The following is a 19,647-nucleotide window of genomic DNA, read 5'->3' on the forward strand; positions in this document are numbered from 1 at the left end:
GCCTGCGGAATCGGCCGTGGGCTTGTCGGCCTCGCCGCTATCCCGACGTTGGCTGTTCTTGGTCGGTGCGATCGCGCTGGCGCTGACGTTCGCGCAATCCCCCGGGCAGGTGTCCCCCGATACGAAACTCGACCTCACCGCCAACCCGCTGCGCTTCCTACTCCGCGCGACCAACTTGTGGAACAGCGAGCTGCCGTTCGGCCAGACGCAGAATCAGGCCTACGGGTACCTGTTTCCGCACGGCACCTTCTTTTTGATCGGCCACCTGCTGGGCGTACCCGGCTGGATGACCCAGCGGCTGTGGTGGGCGCTGCTGCTCACCGTCGGCTTCTGGGGATTTCTGCGGGTCGCCGAGGCGTTGGGCATCGGCAGCCCCTCCTCGCGTCTGATCGGCGCGGCCGCGTTCGCGCTGTCGCCGCGGGTGCTGACCACGCTCGGATCGATCTCGTCGGAAACCTTGCCGATCATGCTCGCGCCGTGGGTGTTGCTGCCGACGATCCTGGCTCTGCGGGGGACCGCGGACCGCTCGGTGCGCGCACTGGCCGGCCAGGCCGGGCTGGCGGTGGCGCTGATGGGCGCGGTCAACGCGATCGCCACGCTGGCGGGTTGCCTGCCGGCCGTGATCTGGTGGGCATGCCATCGGCCCAATCGGTTGTGGCGGCGCTACACCGCGTGGTGGCTGTTGAGTCTGGCGCTGGCGATGCTGTGGTGGGTCGTGGCGCTTCTGCTGCTGCGTAACGTCAGCCCCCCTTTCCTGGACTTCATCGAATCCTCGGGCGTGACGACGCAGTGGTCGTCGCTGGTCGAGATGCTGCGCGGTACCGACAGCTGGACTCCGTTCGTGGCACCGACGGCCACCGCGGGCGCGCCGCTGGTGACCGGATCGGCGGCCATCCTGGCTACCTGCCTGGTCGCTGCGGCCGGACTGGCCGGGCTGGCCAGCCCGGGGATGCCGGCCCGCGGACGGCTGGTGACGATGCTGCTGGTCGGGGTGGTGCTGATGGCCGCCGGCTACAGCGGTGGGCTGGGCTCGCCGCTGGCACATCAGGTGCAGGTGTTTTTGGATGCGGCGGGCGCGCCGCTGCGCAACGTGCACAAGCTGGAGTCGCTGATCCGGATTCCGATCGTGCTGGGCATCGCCCAGCTGCTGGGCCGGATACCGCTACCGGGCAGCGCGCCGCGAGCGCAGTGGCTGCGCGCGTTCGCTCACCTCGAGCGCGACAAACGCGTCGCCGCGACGGTTGTGGTGCTGACCGCGCTGACGGTCAGCACCTCGCTGGCGTGGAGCGCCCGGCTCACCCCGCCGGGCACGTTCGGCGCGATCCCGCAGTACTGGCACGACGCCGCCGACTGGCTCAGCGAGCACAATTCCGGATCGGGGACCGGGGGCCCACCCCCCGGACGGGTGCTGGTGGCCCCGGGGGCGCCGTTCGCCACGCAGACGTGGGGCACCAGCCACGACGAACCACTCCAGGTGCTCGGCAGCACCCCGTGGGGCGTGCGCGACTCCATCCCGTTGACCCCGCCGCAGACCATCCGGGCGCTGGATTCGGTGCAACGGCTGTTCGCCGCCGGCCTTCCCTCGGCAGGCCTGGCCGATACCCTTGCCCGCCAAGGTATTTCGTATGTGGTGATGCGCAACGACCTCGATCCCGACTCGTCGCGTTCGGCGCGCCCGATCCTGGTGCACCGTGCGATCGAAGGGTCACCGCGACTGGAGAAGGTGGCGCAGTTCGGCGCGCCGGTGGGGCCCGGCACGTTGCCCGGGTTCGTCGCCGACAGCGGGCTGCGCCCGCGCTACCCGGCGGTGGAGATTTACCGCGTGGCCGCCGCCGATCCCGGCGCGCCCTATTTCGCCGACCTCGACCGCCTGGCCCGGGTCGACGGCGGACCCGAAGTGCTGCTGCGGCTCGACGAGCGGCGCCGGCTACTGGGCCAACCGCCACTGGGTCCGGTGCTGATGACCGCCGACACTCGCGGTGCCGGCCTGCCGGCGCCCGTCGTGACCGTGACCGACACGCCGGTGGCGCGTGAGACCGACTACGGCCGCGTCGATGAACATTCGTCGGCGATCCGGGCCGACGGCGACACGAGGCACACCTACAACCGGGTGCCCGACTACCCGATGCCCGGCGCCGACCCCGTCTTCGGCGGCTGGAACGGCGGGCGGATCACCGTGTCGAGTTCGTCGTCGGATTCCACCGCCATGCCCGACGTCGCTCCGGCGACCTCCCCCGCCGCCGCCATCGACGGCGACCCGGCAACGGCGTGGGTGACCAATGCCCTGCAATCGGCGGTCGGGCAGTGGCTGCAGGTCAATTTCGACCACCCGGTGACCAACGCCGCGATCACGCTGACACCCAGCGCGACCGCGGTCGGTTCCCAGGTTCGTCGCATCGCGATCGACACCGCCACCGGCAGCACCACCCTGCGATTCGACCAGCCGGGCAAGCCGCTTACCGCGGCGCTGCCCTACGGGGAAACCCCGTGGGTGCGGATCACCGCCGCCGGCACCGACGACGGATCCAGCGGCGTGCAGTTCGGCATCACCGACCTGTCGATCACCCAGTACGACGCCTCCGGATTCGCTCACCCCGTCGACCTGCGGCACACGGTCCGGGTGCCCGGGCCGCCGCAGGGTTCGGCCATCGCGGGCTGGGACCTGGGCTCCGAACTGCTGGGCCGGCCGGGTTGCGCACCGGCAACCGGCAGCGTGCGGTGCGCGCCGTCGATGGCGCTGGCCCCCGAAGAGCCGGTCAATTTCAGCCGTACCCTGACCGTTCCCACGCCGGTGTCGGTGACCCCGCGGCTGTGGGTGCGGCCCCGGCAAGGCCCGAAGCTGGCCGACCTGATCGCCGAGCCGAATACCACCCGGGCCCAGGGCGATTCCGACACGTTCGACATTCTCGGTTCGGCCTTTGCGGTCACCGACGGTGACCCGGCCACGGCGTGGACGGCGCCACAGCGGGTGGTGCAACACAAGAGCGCACCGACGCTGACGCTGGTGCTGCCGCGGCCCACCGAGGTCGCTGGGGTGCGGCTGCTGCCGAGCCGGTCGACCCTGCCTGCCCAGCCGACGGTGGTGGCCGTCAACCTCGGCGACGGCCCCCAGGTCCAGGAGTTCAGGCCGAGCGACGAGGTTTCCAGCGGGGCCGCCCGGCCGCAAACCCTGTCGCTGCGACCCCGGTTAACCGACACCGTCACGATCAGCCTGCTGGACTGGCAAGACATCATCGACCGCAACGCGCTGGGCTTCGACCAGCTCAAGCCGCCGGGGCTGGCCGAAGTCGCGGTGCTCGGCACCGACGGCAACCCGATCGCCCCCGCCGACGCGGCCCGCAACCGGTCGCGCGAGATCGTCGTCGACTGCGACCACGGTCCGGTCATCGCGGTCGCGGGCCGGTTTGTGCACACCTCGATCCGGACCACGGCGGGTGCGCTGCTGGACGGCGAGCCGGTTCCCGCCAGCCCGTGCGATCGCAATCCGATCGCGCTGCCGGCGGGGCAACAGGAATTACTGATCAGCCCCGGCGCCCAGTTCGTGGTGGACGGGGCACAGCTGTCGACCGCAACTGCCGCCGAATTGCCCGTCACCACGGGCGCCGCGGCGGTTCCCGCGGCGACGGGGTCCTGGGGTCCCGACCGTCGCGAGGTGCGGGCCCCGGCGTCGGCGACCCCGCGGGTGCTGGTCATCCGCGAGAGCATCAATCCGGGCTGGGTGGCACGCACCAGCACCGGGGCCCGACTGACGCCGGTAACCGTCAACGGGTGGCAACAGGGCTGGGTGGTGCCCGCGGGAAACCCGGGCACGATCACGCTGACCTTCGCATCCAATTCGCTGTACCGGGTTGGCCTGGCCGCCGGGCTGGCGTTGCTGCCGCTGTTGGCGATGCTCGCGTTGTGGCGAACCCGGCGAGGGCGTTCGGACGACCCACCCCCACCACCATGGTCACCCGGGCCGTGGGCCGCGGTGCCGGTGCTGGCGGCCGGTGCGGTGATCGCCGGCGTGGCCGGGGTCGTCGTGATCGGCGCCGCCCTCGGCGTGCGGTACGCGCTGCGCCATCGAGAGCAGTTGCGCGACCGGGCCACGATCGCGGCCAGCGCGGGCGGACTGATTCTGGCCGGGGCGGCACTGTCCCGCCATCCCTGGCGGTCGGTGGACGGCTACGCCGGCCATTCCGCGAATGTGCAACTGCTGGCTTTGATTTCGCTTGCGGCGGTCACCGCCTCGGTGGTGACGCCCGATCTCTTGCGCAACCGCCGCGCGGGATAGTCATGGTCATGGGCTGGTTTTCGGCACCCACCTACTCGCTGTGCAGCTTCGTGCTCGAGCGCGGCGTGGCGGCCATCTACCTGATCGCGTTCGTCGCCGCCGCGGCACAGTTCCGCTCACTGATCGGAGAGCACGGAATCCTTCCGGTGCCACGGTTTTTAGCGGGGCATTCGTTTTGGAGGACGCCAAGCATTTTTCATCTGCGCTATTCCGATCGGCTGTTCGCGGGTGTCTCCTGGTTCGGTGCGGCGTTGTCGGCGGCCGTGGTCGTCGGCGTGCCGGACCTGGTGCCGCTGTGGGCGGCGATCCCGATGTGGCTGACGCTGTGGGTCCTCTACCTGTCGATCGTCAACGTCGGGCAAGCGTGGTATTCGTTCGGCTGGGAATCCCTGTTGCTGGAAAGCGGATTCCTGATGATCTTCCTCGGCAACGATCGCGTTGCGCCCCCGGTGCTGACCTTATGGATCGCGCGACTGCTGCTGTTCCGGGTCGAGTTCGGCGCGGGACTGATCAAGATGCGCGGCGACCCGTGCTGGCGCGATCTGACCTGCCTGTATTACCACCACGAAACCCAGCCGATGCCGGGGCCGCTGAGCTGGTTCTTCCATCACCTCCCCAAACCACTGCATCGAATTGAGGTGGCGGGCAACCATTTCGCGCAGCTGGTGGTGCCATTCGGGCTATTCGCGCCACAGCCGATAGCCAGCGCGGCCGGGGCCATCATCGTCGTCACGCAGCTGTGGTTGGTGATGTCGGGCAATTTCGCCTGGCTCAACTGGCTGACGATCGTCCTGGCGTTCAGCGCGATCGACGACTCTTCGGCGGCGCTGCTGCTGCCGATACCCGCGCATCCGCCGCTGTCGGCGCCGCCGTCGTGGTTCGCCGCACTGGTGGTCGCGTTCGCCGCCGCGGTACTGTTCCTGACCTATTGGCCGGTGCGCAACATGCTGTCCTCACGCCAGCGAATGAACATGTCGTTCAACCCATTTCACTTGGTCAATACCTACGGCGCCTTCGGCAGCATCGGCCGTACCCGTCGGGAGGTGGTGATCGAGGGCACCGACGAACCAAGGATCACCGCGCAGACGGTATGGAAGGAATACGAATTCAAGGGCAAGCCCGGCGTTGTAGGCCGGCTGCCACGGCAATGGGCCCCTTACCATCTGCGGCTGGACTGGCTGATGTGGTTTGCCGCGATCTCGCCCGGTTATGCCCAGCCGTGGCTGACGCCGTTCCTGCAACAGCTGCTGCGCAACGACCGGGCAGCCCTGCACCTGTTGCGGCACAACCCGTTCCCGGAATCACCGCCTCGCTACGTGCGGGCACAGCTCTACCGGTATCGCTTCACCACACCGGCGGAGTTGCGACGCGATCGGGCGTGGTGGCATCGCACACTGGAAGGCCGCTACGTCGCGCCGATGGCATTGGGGACAGCGCCTCCAGCCGGCTGAGGAAACTGTCAGCCCAGTCGGCTGAGATCCGTGATGAGCTGGGAAACCACCGTGACCGTGGCGATCCGGCGGTCCGCGTCGTCGTCGAGGTCGGCGGCAAGAACGGCGTTTGTTCTCGTCAGCTTCAGCACCCGCCCGGTCGCCACAAAGGATTTCGCCGTTCCGGCCCGCAGGATCGTCACCGTCATACTCAGCGTCGGGCAGGGACAACCGGTCACCAGCGAGCCGCAATGCGTGGCCGTCTGATCCAGCATCTCGGCGATCGACCCTCCACTGAGTTGCCTGAAATTGAAAGCGGTGGGGCCCGGTTCGTAGGACATGCGTAGCCATCGCTCTTCGCGACAGCCCTCGAGGAACCTCGCATTCAGCGCCGAAAGGTTGGGCATCAGATGCTTGTTCGCGCGTTCCACCCACTCCGCATCGGTGAGCGCGAGGCCCGGTTCGCCGAACAGTCCGAAGTATCCATCGACATCCATAGTTTCCACCTTAGCGTTGGGCCGCGACGAAACCAGTTCCATCACAGCATCTTTCATTCACCAAACGAGATATCGATTGCGATGCAAGCCCTCTCAGCGGTGCCGTGCGGCTTCTTGAACGAGTTGAACGCGGGAAGCGACGCCCAGCTTGCGGAAAATATGACGGAGGTGGGTTTGTACCGTGCGTGGCGAGATGAATAGCTTGGCAGCGATGTCTTTGTTGGCGAGTCCGTCACTCACTAGTTGGACGACCTCGCGCTCTGTCGGGGTCACAGATGCCCAACCACTCGCAGGCCGTTTCCGTTCGCCGCGGCCGCGCTGCGCATACGCGATTGCCTCCGCGATAGACAACGCGGCGCCGGCGGCCCAAGTGGACTCAAACTCACTGTCGCCCATTGCATCACGTAGCGCTGCGACCGAGGATTCGTGGGCGGCGTCGTAGATCTGGAACCGGACCTGGCCGGTCCGGTCTCTCATCGCTTGGGCGGCCCCGAACAGCCGTACCGCCTCCCGCTGGCTGCCCGCGTCGGCCGCCAGACTGGCCAGGCATTCCAGGGTGTCAGCAACCCCCAAGTACGCGCCGGATCCGGACGCGCAGACGAGCGCCCCGTGTGCATCCTTCTCGGCTTGCACGAAGTCACCTTGGGTTACCGCGATGCGGGCACGCGCAGTCAATGCCATGGCGGCATTCCATCCGGATGTCGCGCGGACAACTTCGTCGGCGCAGCGTCGAGCCGCCCGAAGGTCGCCGCGAGCCAGCGCGATCTCTGCAACGGGATTCACATACAGCGCCAAGAATTCCCGTCGTTGGCTCAACCGCTGCATCGCAATCTCGCTAGCCTGCGCCGCGGCCGTGACATCGCCGGCGGCGAGGGCGGCCAGCGCCAGCGCCGCATTGCTGAACCCTTCCACGAAGTCACCGAGTTCGGTCGCTTGCTCGACGGCGGCCGCGGCGATGGCGCGCGACGCGGTCGTGTCGCCTCTAAATGCGAGCGCCATGCTGTGGCCGACTCGCCCGGCGTAGCTGAAGAGCGCGTCCTGGCAGGCGTCGGCATCGGTGATCAGCGCGTCGAACTGTTGAACGGCTCCGTCGAGGTCGCCACAATGCATCTGGGCCATTCCGAGGTTCCAGCGGCAGTGACGCGCGACGAACTGATCGCCGATCGCCTCCGCGATATCGCGTCCCTCTTCGGCGGCCACCCGCTCCGCCCTCACGTCACCGGCGAAGAGGGCCGCAAATGCCCGGTAGGGCTGGATCTGACTCAGCGCCGCCAAATCTCCCAGCGATCGGGCGAGGTCGAGCGCCTCGGTGAAAGACTCCTCGGATGCCTCCCCGCTGTACGACCAAACGCAGCACCACGCGGTGAGTGCCCTCAGCAAGAGCGCCGGTTCCCCGATACCACGGGCGAGCGTGAGCGCCTCTGCGGCAGCGTCTTTGCTTCCGGGATCTACCACCGAGACGGTCAACATGATGCGGTCGGCGAGCGCGCGTACCCGCATGGCGGGCGCGATATCCGCGCCGTGGGCGTCGGCAGTGGCGAGGGCGGCATCAAACCACGCCAGCCCCTCCTGAATCCGTCCGCGGCGCCGCCACAGCGGCTGCAGAAATGATGCCAGGGCTAGCGCCGCCTCCGGTTCAGCTCGATCGAGTGACCAGGCGAAAGCTGAACGGAGATTGTCGATTTCGGTTTCGGCTTGCTCTGTGTGCCGCTCGAGGCCGGTGGGCGCCAAGGTCTCGAACATCGCCGCGAACGAGCTGTAATGACCGCGATGGCGGGACCGAATGGTCTCGGCCTCAGCCGAGTCGCTGAGCTTTTCTTGAGCATACTGACGCACCGTCTCCAGCAGCCGATACCGTGTTCGGCCCCGATGATCCTCGGCAACCACCAGCGACTTGTCCACCAGCAGACTGAGCTGGTCCAGGACGTGATGGCGCTCGAGTTCGCCGCTACCAGCGACCGCTTGCGCCGCGTCGAGGTCGAAGCCACCCATAAACACTGCCAACCGCCGGAATAGGACACGCTCGGGCTGGGTCAAAAGGGCGTGTGACCAATCGACCGAGGCTCGCAGGGTCTGCTGACGTCGCACTGCAGTGCGGGCGCCGCCAGTCAACAGCCGGAAACGATCGTGCAGTCCGTCGAGGATTTCGCCCAGCGATAACGTACGCACCCGAGCGGCTGCCAGCTCGATGGCCAACGGCAGGCCATCGAGGCGTCGGCAGATCTCTCCCAACGCGGCCAGGTTGTCGTCGGTGATGCGGAAACCGGGCCGGGCAAGGCCCGCACGGTCGGCGAACAGCTCGAGGGCGTCGTCGGCTATCGGCAGTGAGGGGACCCGCCAGATGACCTCGCCTGTCACACCAAGCGGCTCACGACTCGTGGCAAGCAGGGTCAGTCTGGGGCAGGCCGCGAGCAAGGCATCCGCGAGCACGGCACATGCATCGAGCAGATGTTCGCAGTTGTCCAACACGATCAGCATCTGACGGCCGCCCACCGACTGCGCGAGCATGTCGATCTCAGCACGGCCCGGGTGGTCGCACAGACCAAGCGCGCGGGCTACGATGGCCGCCACGATGTCGGCAGAGCCGATCGGCGCCAGATCGACGTACCACACTCCGTCACTGAAATCAGCGGCTAACTGAGCTGAAAGTTCTTGGGCTAGGCGCGTTTTGCCGACACCTCCAGCGCCGGTAAGGGTGACAAGCCGGCTGTCGGCCAGCAGATGGCCCACCTCGTGCAGCTCCTCGGTGCGTCCCACGAAACTGGTGAGCTGCACCGGAACATTGTGGGTCAGAACGGAAGTCGCCGCGCGCAGCGGCGGAAACTCGTTATGCAGATCGGGGTGGCACAGCTGCACCACCCGTTCGGGCCGGGGCAGATCGCGCAGGCTGTGCGTGCCAAGGTCGGCCAGCCACGCATCGGCGGGAAGATGTTCGATGACTAGATCTGCCGTGGTGCCCGACAGCACGGTTTGGCCGCCATGCGCCAAATCACGTACGCGCGCGGCTCGATTGATGGTGGTTCCGACGTAGTTGCCTTCATCGCGCAGCTGCACCTCGCCGGCATGTAAACCGATGCGCAACCGGATTGGCGCCAGCGGCGCCCTCTGCAGTTCGAGAGCACACGCGACCGCGTCGCTGGCCCGGGCGAATGCCACCACGAAGCTGTCGCCCTCGCCCTGCTCGACCGGGCGGACGCCACCATGCGCCGCGATCGCGTCCGACAGGGTGCGGTCGAGCGCCGCGATGGCAGCGGTCATGTCGCTCGGAGCCGTATCCCACAGCCGGGTTGACGCTTCGACGTCCGCCAGCAGCAGCGTCACCGTTCCGGTTGGGACCAACTCACTCACCCCAAGATCCCGCCGCTCTGAGCGCGACGTATGCGCACACCGGTCAATATCCGTCACACTCGCCACTCTGCAGCCAGCACGGCCGGCAAACATCAGCCGAAATGCGTATATCTCCCCGGCCCACGACCGCTTATCGGCCGTTCGCTGTACAGCATATGGACAATTTGCCAGGCGGACGAGTCAGCCGCTGCTACAGAAATACGTCTGTGCCGCAGCATTGGTAGGCCTTCTGACCGATGATCTTGGCTTCGCCGCGACGAAAAGTTGATTTTGAACCGCCCGACCACTGGCCCGACGCAAGGATCCAGTGATCTATCTCACCGATGTAGATGGCTTGCGGCACAACGAGATAGCTCAGCTAATGAACACTCCCACCGCGACAACCGCCCCACTCCTGCGGTTGGCGTATCAACTGGTGCGTGTTCTGTCCATGTTTCTGGCCGTATTTCCGGCCGGGCGGCACCATCGAATCATGCGGGCTCGGCTCGCCAGTCCAGGAGGTCCGTCAGATGACACGCACACATTCAGGTTCACTGGTTGCCGGTGGGCTCAACTGGGATAGCTTGCCGCTGCGGCTCTTCGCCAGAGGCAATGCCACGTTCTGGGATCCCGCCGATATCGACTTCTCCCGCGACCGCGCGGACTGGGAACGGCTGACCGAGGAGGAACGCGACTACGCGATCCGATTGTGCGCTCAGTTCATTGCCGGGGAGGAAGCGGTGACCGAAGACATTCAGCCGTTTATGGCGGCCATGCGGGCCGAAGGCCGGCTCGGTGACGAGATGTATCTGACGCAGTTCGCTTTCGAGGAGGCAAAGCACACCCAGGTGTTCCGCATGTGGCTCGACGCCGTGGGCGAGACCGGAGATTTGCAGAGTTACCTCGAACCCCTGTCGGCCTACCGGACGATCTTCTACCAAGAGCTTCCAGATTGCCTCAACGCATTGTCGTGGGATCCCTCACCGGCCGCCCAGATCCGGGCATCCGTGACCTACAACCACGTGGTCGAGGGCATGATGGCGCTGACCGGCTACCACTCTTGGCACAAAATCTGTGCTGGCCGCAACATTCTTCCCGGCATGCAGGAGTTGGTCCGGCGCATCGGCGACGATGAACGACGCCACATGGCGTGGGGCACCTTCACGTGTCGGCGCCATGTCGCCGCCGACGACGCCAACTGGACCGTCTTCGAAACGCGGATGAACGAGCTCATCCCGCTAGTCCTGCAATCCACCGAGCAAAACTATTCCATGTACAGCGGCCCCATTCCGTTCGGACTGTCCATGGACGAAACCAGGCAGTACGCCTCCGACAAGGGAATGCGACGGTTCGGCACCATCTCCAGCGCCCGCGGGCGTCCGCTCGGCGAGATCGACGTCGACTACTCGCCGGTGCAGCTCGAGGACACCTTCGCCGACGAGGACGAGAAGGCCATGGCGGCCTCGGCATCGGTGAGATGAAAGCCCTGGGGATTGCGGCGGCAGCCGCCATAGCACTTGCGCCGTTCGCTGTGGTAGCAACCACACCCGTTGTGGCACAGGCGGCTCCGTTTTCCGATGCTAGAGCAGACGCTATCGGCCCTTCCGCCGCGTCCTCCGCCCCCGAGCACGATTCCGGCGGGGCCGCAGACGAGGAGCCGACCCGACCCTGGGGGCACTCGGCGGCGCTGCACTATGGGGCGTTGGTGACAGCAGTGGGCCTTGTCGCCTGGATTGTCGGATTGTCTTCACGTCGCGACAGTGGCACACCTCCGATCCCGCGCCGGGCCGAACCTCGCCGGGCCGGCCACGGTGCGCTAGCCGCCAAATCCGCGCTCACGTTTCCGACGATTGATCATCCAGGTTCAGCGCTAAAGCGAAGGGTGCTAGTCGAGGCGGCCCATAGATGCGCCATCCCCACCTGTCGGAACCCAACGACCGAGATAGCTCACATCGTGCCTGAGTCACAGAGCCATGACGACTCGTTCGAAAACCTCATCGCGTTATGCCCGGACTGCCAAAAGAAAGAACTCGATCGGCAGTCGATCCGCATGTACAAGCGCAATCTCGGGATCTTGAACAGCCGCTACTCTGATTTCGAGCGCCGGGTGTTCGATCAGATTGCCGAGACAGACCGGAGATCCTTTATTGTCGAGGCGGGTTTGGAGATCCCTCTCCTCCATGCGGTCAATGATGGGCTTTTGAAACGAGTCGAACTATCGCCGGTAGCGATCGGACCCGGCGAACCAACCCATTACAAATACGAAGTCGCCGATGCTGGGCTGGATTTCGTCAGCCGATACATCCAGGGTGAAGACATATCATGATGTCCCGCAACGCCGCCCGTTGAGGAACATCGACCCGGCTGCACACCACCTGGTCCGCGGCTGCCCTGCGAGCAGGCAGAAGGCTTTAGCGGCCTCGGCATAGCCGAGGCCGCTAAACCTACTTCTGAGCCTTACTTCTGGTAGGACAGCGCTCCCGTTCCGGCGAGCTTGCCACCCTCGACGATCAGGTACTCCGGACGAATGGGCTTGCCGGCGAACCAGCTTTCCAGGATCTCCCTGGTGCCGGCTGCGTAGCGGGCCTGCGCGGACAGCGTGGTTCCCGAAACATGCGGAGTCATCGCGTTATTCGGCATGGTCCGCCACGGGTGGTCGGCCGGCGGCGGTTGCGGGAACCAGACATCGCCGGCATAGCCCGCGAGCTGGCCACTACGCAGCGCTGCCGCGATGGCCTCGGGGACGGTTTCCTCGCCGCGGGCGGTGTTGACAATGTAGGAGCCGCGCCGCATGGTGCCCAGCAACCGCTCGTTGAACATCCGACGGGTGGCTTCGTAGAGAGGCGAGTGGATGGAGACGACGTCGACCGAACGCACCAGCGACTCGACGTCGGGATGGAACGTGACGTTGAGTTCCTTCTCGACCTCCGGCGACAGCCGTCGTGTGTCGGTGTAGTGCAGGTTGACGTCGAACGGCGCCAGGCGGCGCAACACAGCCCGCCCGATCCGGCCGGCGGCGATCAGCCCGACGTCCATGCCCTCCAGGTCGTAGGCACGCTCCGCGCAATCGGCGATGTTCCAGCCGCCTTCGGTGGCCCACCGATGCGACGGGACGAAGTTACGTACCAGCGTCAGGATCTGCATCACCGTGTGTTCGGCGACACTGATGCTGTTGCTGTAGGTCTCCTCGGCGACGGTGATGCCGTGCTCTTTGGCCGCGTCTAAATCCACATGGTCGGAGCCGATACCCGCGGTCAGCGCCAGCTTGAGTCTGGGCGCCTTCGCAATGCGCTCCTTGGTCAGGTAGGCCGGCCAAAACGGTTGGGAAATAACGATATCGGCATCGACCAGCTCGCGCTCGAACTCCGAATCCGGCCCGTCCTTGTCCGACGTCACCACCAACTCGTGGCCGCCGTCTTCGAAGAACTTGCGCAACCCGAGCGCACCCGATACGCAACCGAGTAGCTCACCGGGGGTGAAGTCGATGTTCTCCGGAGTCGGCACGGTGGCGCCGTCGGGGTAGCTCTGGATCGTCGGGATGCTGTCGCGGGCGTACTTCGGCGGATACCCGTTGACGGGGTCCGGGTAGAGCACCATTACACACTTCGCCATCGGTTTCTCCTGGCTCGATTCTTCGGAGGTTGATATATCCGAGTTTTCTCCGGTGACATCGAAGGTGTCCAAGACCAAATTTCGACCGGCCGATAGGCCGCGCCGATCAGACCTCGTGCAGTCGGTCACTGGCCGTCGTTGACGGCCGGCCGAACACCTCACCGATGCCCGCGTCCCGCGCGGTCTCAACCAGCGTGCGGGTCACCACCGAGCCGGGTTCTGCGGCGTTGGTGACCAGCACCATCGGAGCCGTGACCGAAGGATCGTGCAGCCGCAGCACGGAAGCCCCGGCCGGTACCCCAAGGGCGCGGATCCAGGTATGCGGCACGATGGTCGCCCAGCGTCCGGTGGCTACGTGAGCGAATAACGTGGCGACAGAGTCCGTTTCGAGTTGCGGACTGACCACGAGACCTTGGGTGTCCAAGGCGTCGTCGATGACGCGGCGCCCTCGCATCCCCTCGGTCAGCAAACACAGCGGCAAGGCCAAGGCATCCGACCAACTGATGGTGTCGGATTTAGCGGTGAGCAGCTCGCTGCCGACGACGAGCACCTGATGCTCCTGATACAGCGGGGTGACCAGCAGTTCGTCGGTGTCGTGGCTGTCCGGATACAGAATCCCCGCGTCCAATTCGAACCGCCGGATGCGTTCGATGATCTCGGCCGAGCGCAGGTTGGTCTCCAGCTGAACGCGCACCAACGGGTGGGCGGCACAAAACGGATCGGTCAGCAGCGCAACAGTGGTGGCGGCGTTCGGGACCACCCCCAACCGCAGCTCGCCGACGAGGCCGGTCTGCAATGCCGCGACTTCAAGCTTGAGAGCGTCGCAATCGGCCAGGATGCGCCGCGCCCAATGCACGAGCCGTTCGCCTTCGGGGGTGAGGCCTTCGAACTTCTGGCCGCGCCGGACCAACGGGACCTTCAGCTCGTGTTCAAGCTTGCGGATGGCTTCCGACAACGCCGGCTGGGATACATGGCACGCGTTCGCAGCATGGGCGAAATGACGCTCCCGGGCGAGCGCTACGAAATACTCCAGCTGACGAAACAGCATGACCTATTCGACCACGCTGCAAGTGTGGTCGGGCTATCGCCCGGGCATGCGGCCCTGGGAGTCGGTCTGCTTTGCTGAAACTCGTTGCTGCCGAGACATAATCGCAGCGCCTCGTTCTTTCGTGCCAGCTCTGTGACCAAAGCGTGGCCGATTCGTATGTGCCGCCGAACTATGTTAACGACTCGGCAGACTTAGTGCTTTCTCGTTCTCAGGCGTAGCTGGAAGATTGATATTCCTGCCTGGGCGCGTGAGCACACGAACTTCCATCAGATCCCAAGAGAGAGAATATGGATTTCGAGGGCGCGCATACCCGGGACCTTCTGACATTGGCTGAGCAGGCCCTACAGGGCGAAAACGTTGACAAGGAAATGCTAAGCAGGGCCGCTATCCGGGTTATTGACAACCCTCCCCGAGATGGGATTCTGCGCAGCCTTGTCGATCACGTGTGTCAAGCCGTTTTTGATTGGACTTGCTTCGATGGCTCACGCGCACGGCTTGAGGGTGTCATCGAAGGCTACAAAATGGCCGCCAACGCGCTCAAGGTCGATGTACAGCTGGACAACCTGCGGCACTAGTCAACGGGCCTGCTCCTGGTGTTACAGCGTTTCGTCGAGTTCACCGAGCCGGTCGGTCAAGCGGAGATTCTCCGAATAGTCGACCGGACAGCAGATCAGCGAAACGCCGTCATCGTCGAGCGCGGCCTGCAGCGTCGGCAGTAACTCGTCGGCGCTGGTGATCCGATATCCCTTGGCACCAAAGCTTTCGGCGTACTTCACGATGTCGGGATTGCCGAACTTCACGTAGTAGTGTTCGCCGAGTTCGAGATCCATCTTCCATTCGATGAGGCCGTAACCGCCGTCATCCCAGATCAACACCACTAGGGGGATGCTCTCTCGGACGGCGGTCTCGATTTCCTGCGAGTTCATCATGAACGCGCCGTCGCCGACCACGGCGAGCACCTTGGAGTCGGGCTGGGCCAATTTGACCCCGAGCGCCCCCGGCAGCGCAAAACCCATGGTGGACAAGCCATTCGAGATCAGGCAGGTGTTCCGCTCGTAGGTCGGGTAGAGCCGCGCCATCCACATCTTGGTGGCCCCGGTGTCGACCAGCACCACGTCGCTGCGGCCCAGCGCTTCGCGGGTATCGGCCACCACCCGCTGCGGCGCCAACGGGTAGCGCGAATCCTGTTGTCCCCGAGCGAATTCCTCGGCCAGCAGGCCGGAGCCGCGCACCTCCGGCTCTGCGTCGTAGGTGTGGTCGCCCAGCGCATCGGCCAGTGCATCAAGAGAGTCGCTGATATCGCCGATAATGCCGACGTCAACCGAGTAGTGCGCGTCGACTTCGGCCGGGAAGCGATGGATGTGGATGATCTTCTTGTCGGCCTGCGGGTTGATCCGGACGGGGTCGAACTCTTGCAGCTCGTAGCCGACGGCGATGACGACGTCGGCGTTGTCGAACCCGAAATTGACGTAGTCGTGGCGCATGAACCCGATGGTCCCGATGCTGTTGGGGTGATCGTCGGGCATCACGCCCTTGCCGTGGAAGGTGTTGGCCACCGGAATACCGAATTTCTCGGAGAACCGCTCCAACGCCGCGGTAGCGTCGCTGCGCGCCGCACCATGTCCGGCCAGCATCACCGGTCGCTTCGCGTTACGCAGGATGTCGGCCGCGCGTTCCACCTGACCGGGCGCCGGCGCGTCGGCGCGGACCACGTTGCGCGGCAACGGGGTCAGGTCGTAGTCGGCCTCGTCGACGTCGATGTTCTCGGGCACGGCCAGGTAGACGGCGGCGGGGCGTTCGGTCTCGGCGAGTTTGAACGCCTTGCGGAACATTTCCGGAATGGCGCGCGCGGTGGGGACGCTAGCGGCCCACCGGGTGATCGGGGCGAACATCGAAACGAGGTCGACGTATTGGTGCGATTCTTTGAACTGGCGGTCCTGGCCGACCTGAGCGGAGATCGCCACCATGGGGGTGCTGTTCGTGGTGGCATCGGCGACGCCCAGCTGCATGTTGATCGCGCCCGGGCCCAAGGTGGTCGACACCACCGCCGCCCGTCCGGTGACCCGTCCGTACATCTCGGCCATGAACGCCGCGGCCTGCTCGTGCCGGGTGAGCACGTAACGGATCTTCGAGGCCGCCAGCGCCTGCGTGAAGCGGATGTTCTCCTCACCGGGCAGCCCGAACACCACGGCAACACCCTCGTTTTCCAGGCACTTGACCATCAGCTGAGCCGCTGTACTCATCCGGCACCTCCCTCGAGGAACGATAGTGGCAGGCTAGATGTTGAACCTTTCACAACCATCCCAAGCGAAGGATGTCAGCATGGCGATCGCCACCATCAACCCGGCTACCGGCGAGACGGTCAAGACCTTCACCCCGGCAACCGACGCGGAAGTCGACGCAGCCATCGCGCGCGCGCACGAGCGGTTCCTCGACTACCGCCACTCCACCACCTTTGCTCAGCGCGCCGAATGGGCGAACGCGACGGCCGACCTCCTGGAAAAGGAGGCCGACGACGTCGCGGCGATGATGACCCTCGAAATGGGGAAGACCCTCAAATCAGCCAAAGGCGAAGCGCTCAAGTGCGCCAAGGGTTTTCGCTACTACGCGGAGAACGCCGAGAAGCTGCTGGCCGACGAACCGGCCGAAGCCTCGAAGGTCGGAGCGAAAAGGGCCTACACGCGCTGGCAGCCGCTCGGGGTGGTCCTGGCGGTGATGCCGTGGAACTTCCCGCTCTGGCAGGCCGTCCGGTTCGCCGCGCCCGCGCTGATGGCGGGCAATGTCGGCTTGCTCAAACACGCTTCCAACGTCCCGCAGTCGGCGCTGTATCTCTCCGACGTGATCACCCGCGGCGGCTTTCCGGAGGGCTGCTTCCAGACGCTGCTCGTCTCGTCCAGTGCCGTCGAGGGCATCCTGCGGGATCCCCGGGTCAAAGCGGCCACGCTGACCGGAAGCGAACCGGCCGGGCAGTCCGTCGCCGCGATCTGCGGTGACGAGATCAAACCCACCGTGATGGAGCTCGGCGGCAGCGACCCGTTCATCGTGATGCCCTCGGTGGACCTCGACGAGGCGGTCAAGACCGCGGTCACCGCCCGGGTCCAGAACAACGGGCAGTCCTGTATCGCCGCCAAGCGGTTCATCGTGCACACCGACGTCTACGACGCGTTCGTCGACAAGTTCGTCGAACGGATGCAGGCGCTCAAGGTCGGCGACCCGACCGACCCGGACACCGACGTGGGCCCGCTGGCCACCGAGTCGGGCCGCGACGAGATCGCCAAGCAGGTCGACGACGCCGCTGCGGCGGGCGCCACCATCCGCCTCGGCGGCAAGACACCCGACCAGCCCGGCTGGTTCTACCCGCCGACTGTGGTCACCGACATCACCAAGGACATGGCGCTCTACACCGAAGAGGTGTTCGGGCCCGTCGCCTCGATGTACCGCGCCTCGGGCATCGACGAGGCGATCGAGATCGCCAACGCCACTACGTTCGGCCTGGGGTCCAACGCCTGGACCAACGACGAAGCCGAGCAGGAGCGCTTCATCGACGACATCGAGGCTGGCCAGGTCTTCATCAACGGGATGACGGTGTCGTACCCCGAACTCGGGTTCGGCGGCGTCAAGCGTTCCGGTTACGGCCGTGAACTCGCGGACCTCGGCATCCGCGCGTTCTGCAATGCCAAGACCGTCTGGGTCGGGTAACTCGGGCTAGCTAGGCAGAGGCGCCGACGAGGGCCTTCGCGTCCTCGTCGGCGAAGGTGTCCTCCAGCTGCACCGGTGAGTAGTCGAGGTCGATCTCGCCGACCGGCCGTCCGCGGGCGCTGCCGATCGTGCCGAGCCGCCGCATCCCCTTGTCGGCGGCGTAGGCCATGAACTCCTCCACCGACAGGTCGAAGGGCATCGGGTCGTAGAGGGAAAAGCTCTCTTCGATAAGGCGCAGCCCGAGCGGCATGAGCTCGTTCATGCGCGTTTCGAACACTCCCCAATTGGCATCGTCGGCCGCGACGTGGCGCCGGCAGGTGAAGGTTCCCCACGCCATGTGGCGTCGCTCGTCGTCGCCGATGCGCCGGATCAGCTCCTGCATCCCGGGCAGAATGCCGCGCTCCACGCAGATTTTGTGCCAGCCGAAGTAGCCCGTCAGCGCCAACATGCCTTCGACGACGTGGTTGTAGGTGACGGACGCCCGTACCTGGGCAGCCGGTGACGGATCGACGGACAGGGCGTTGAGGCAGTCCGGCAATTCCTCGTAGAAAATCGTCCGGTAGGTGGGGATGTCATCGAGGTAGACGTGCAGGTCATCGGTGACGCCGACGGCGTCGAGCCACATCCGGAACACCTGGACGTGCTTGGCTTCCTCGAACGCGAACTGGGTCAGATACATTTCGTCGCCCAGCCGGCCTTCGACCCGCATCGCGGACATGAACGGCTGAATATCCTCGGTCACCGCCTCCTCGCCGGCGATGAACTCGGCGCACAGCCGGGTGGCGTAGTGCCGTTCGTCGTCCGACAGCTGCTCCCAGTCCGCGCGATCGCGGGAGAAATCGATGTCGGCCGGGTTCCAGAACTTCGCATTGCCACCGGCAAACAGCGTGAGCGGCAAGCTGTCCCAGTTGAGTCCGCCGGCAACCATCGAGCCCGTATGTGTCCGTGTCATGTGACCTCCTCGGATTGGTATGGGGCTGTAAATCCTTGTGGCTTCGCCCCGACGGGCGGATGCGGCAATACCGCAAATGCCGCAGCCAGCACGGCGACAAGCCTGCGCACGGCCAGGGCCGGCTGCTCGGGGCTGGGCTCGTCGAGCCCGAGGATGGGGTCCAGGCCGCGCATGTAGGGCGCCAGCGCCAGGTGCGGAAAGAGCAACAGCAGCAGCGAGATCAGCACGTCGGTGTCGGCGTCGGCGCGTAGGTCGCCGCGGGTCTTGGCACCGTGCACCAGTGGCCGCAGCACGTCCAGGTAGTGACGGTGGATGACGCTGCGCACGGTAATGCGGGCGTCGGTATCGACCTCCAGGGTCGCCGCGGCGTGCAGCGCGCGTTCGTGCGGATGCTCGGCGAAGTAGGCGACCCAGCCGTCGAGCAGCTCGGTGAGAAATTCGAAGAACGGCCGGGTCGGGTCGAGGTCGCGGATCAGGTCTTCCATGTAGACCCGCACCCGCTGGCTGCCGATGTCGGCGATGAACGCGAACAGGTCGCGCTTGTCCGCGAAGTACTGGAACAGGCTGCCCTTGGCGACGCCGGCGCGGCGCGCAATGACGTTGAGGCTGCCGCCGGAGAACCCGTGCGCCCCGAACTCGGCCTCCGCGGCCTCGATGATGGCGGTGCGACGAGCGGGGTCGACGCGCGCCCATGTCACTGTCGGCATCCGACCTCCTTGTCGATGACCACTGGTCATCTTACGGTGAGCTACGTCACAGTCAAGGGGGTGCCGGCATTGCGCCGCGGCGGCCGCCGAATGTGCGGCTAG

General features: G+C 65.8%; 13 protein-coding genes. 6 read left to right on the top strand and 7 right to left on the bottom strand.

All coding sequences use genetic code 11. From position 1 onward, the window contains the following. Positions 1 to 22: 22 nt before the first annotated feature. Together ACTXG5_RS04045 and ACTXG5_RS04050 are read left to right on the top strand one after the other, a co-directional pair. Entirely contained in the window at positions 23 to 4,273 is a 4,251-nt protein-coding gene (locus ACTXG5_RS04045) for an alpha-(1->3)-arabinofuranosyltransferase (protein ID WP_445164251.1), read from the top strand. 8 nt (positions 4,274 to 4,281) lie between these two features. Continuing rightward, positions 4,282 to 5,724: a lipase maturation factor family protein gene (locus ACTXG5_RS04050; RefSeq protein ID WP_445162469.1), complete on the top strand. Its 1,443-nt coding sequence runs from the start codon at positions 4,282 to 4,284 to the stop codon at positions 5,722 to 5,724. An 8-nt stretch (positions 5,725 to 5,732) separates the two neighbouring features. On the opposite strand, the gene ACTXG5_RS04055 is transcribed toward ACTXG5_RS04050, so the two are convergent. Together ACTXG5_RS04055 and ACTXG5_RS04060 are read right to left on the bottom strand one after the other, a co-directional pair. Further along, positions 5,733 to 6,200: a hotdog domain-containing protein gene (locus tag ACTXG5_RS04055; RefSeq protein WP_445162470.1), complete on the bottom strand. Its 468-nt coding sequence runs from the start codon at positions 6,198 to 6,200 to the stop codon at positions 5,733 to 5,735. A 93-nt stretch (positions 6,201 to 6,293) separates the two neighbouring features. Further along, the gene (locus ACTXG5_RS04060) at positions 6,294 to 9,641 is read right to left on the bottom strand and encodes a helix-turn-helix transcriptional regulator (protein WP_445162471.1); all 3,348 of its coding nucleotides are present in this window, start codon (positions 9,639 to 9,641) and stop codon (positions 6,294 to 6,296) included. A 416-nt stretch (positions 9,642 to 10,057) separates the two neighbouring features. On the opposite strand from ACTXG5_RS04060, the gene ACTXG5_RS04065 reads away from it, so the two are divergent. Both ACTXG5_RS04065 and ACTXG5_RS04070 read left to right on the top strand, forming a co-directional pair. Continuing rightward, complete coding sequence (locus tag ACTXG5_RS04065) at positions 10,058 to 11,008, top strand: R2-like ligand-binding oxidase (RefSeq protein WP_445162472.1); 951 nt, start codon at positions 10,058 to 10,060, stop codon at positions 11,006 to 11,008. Next, positions 11,005 to 11,853, top strand: a complete 849-nt coding sequence (locus ACTXG5_RS04070) for an HNH endonuclease (RefSeq protein WP_445162473.1) — start codon at positions 11,005 to 11,007, stop codon at positions 11,851 to 11,853. The genes ACTXG5_RS04065 and ACTXG5_RS04070 overlap by 4 nt, the downstream gene beginning before the upstream one ends. Positions 11,854 to 11,984: 131 nt before the next feature. Here the strand turns inward: ACTXG5_RS04070 and ACTXG5_RS04075 are convergent, their stop codons facing one another. Then, on the bottom strand, positions 11,985 to 13,139 hold the full coding sequence (locus tag ACTXG5_RS04075) for an NAD-dependent formate dehydrogenase (protein ID WP_445162474.1): 1,155 nt from the start codon (positions 13,137 to 13,139) through the stop codon (positions 11,985 to 11,987). Between the two features lie 106 nt (positions 13,140 to 13,245). Then, complete coding sequence (locus ACTXG5_RS04080) at positions 13,246 to 14,187, bottom strand: LysR family transcriptional regulator (protein ID WP_445162475.1); 942 nt, start codon at positions 14,185 to 14,187, stop codon at positions 13,246 to 13,248. Positions 14,188 to 14,474: 287 nt separating this feature from the next. Here ACTXG5_RS04080 and ACTXG5_RS04085 point away from each other — a divergent pair, with 287 nt between their 5' ends. Continuing rightward, complete coding sequence (locus ACTXG5_RS04085) at positions 14,475 to 14,762, top strand: hypothetical protein (RefSeq protein ID WP_445162476.1); 288 nt, start codon at positions 14,475 to 14,477, stop codon at positions 14,760 to 14,762. A gap of 21 nt (positions 14,763 to 14,783) precedes the next feature. Here ACTXG5_RS04085 and ACTXG5_RS04090 read toward each other — a convergent pair whose 3' ends face one another. Next, positions 14,784 to 16,430: an acetolactate synthase large subunit gene (locus ACTXG5_RS04090; protein ID WP_445162477.1), complete on the bottom strand. Its 1,647-nt coding sequence runs from the start codon at positions 16,428 to 16,430 to the stop codon at positions 14,784 to 14,786. 79 nt (positions 16,431 to 16,509) lie between these two features. On the opposite strand from ACTXG5_RS04090, the gene ACTXG5_RS04095 reads away from it, so the two are divergent. Then, positions 16,510 to 17,886 (top strand): NADP-dependent succinic semialdehyde dehydrogenase, encoded by a 1,377-nt coding sequence (locus ACTXG5_RS04095; protein WP_445162478.1) that lies wholly within the window; start codon positions 16,510 to 16,512, stop codon positions 17,884 to 17,886. A gap of 10 nt (positions 17,887 to 17,896) precedes the next feature. Here the strand turns inward: ACTXG5_RS04095 and ACTXG5_RS04100 are convergent, their stop codons facing one another. Then, positions 17,897 to 18,838: a R2-like ligand-binding oxidase gene (locus ACTXG5_RS04100; RefSeq protein WP_445162479.1), complete on the bottom strand. Its 942-nt coding sequence runs from the start codon at positions 18,836 to 18,838 to the stop codon at positions 17,897 to 17,899. Continuing rightward, a complete protein-coding gene (locus ACTXG5_RS04105; protein ID WP_445162480.1) occupies positions 18,835 to 19,545 on the bottom strand; it encodes a TetR/AcrR family transcriptional regulator in 711 nt (236 codons plus the stop codon). Before ACTXG5_RS04105 ends, ACTXG5_RS04100 begins: the two co-directional genes overlap by 4 nt. Between the last annotated feature and the right edge of the window lie 102 nt (positions 19,546 to 19,647).

Source organism: Mycobacterium sp. Dal123C01 (assembly GCF_052566995.1).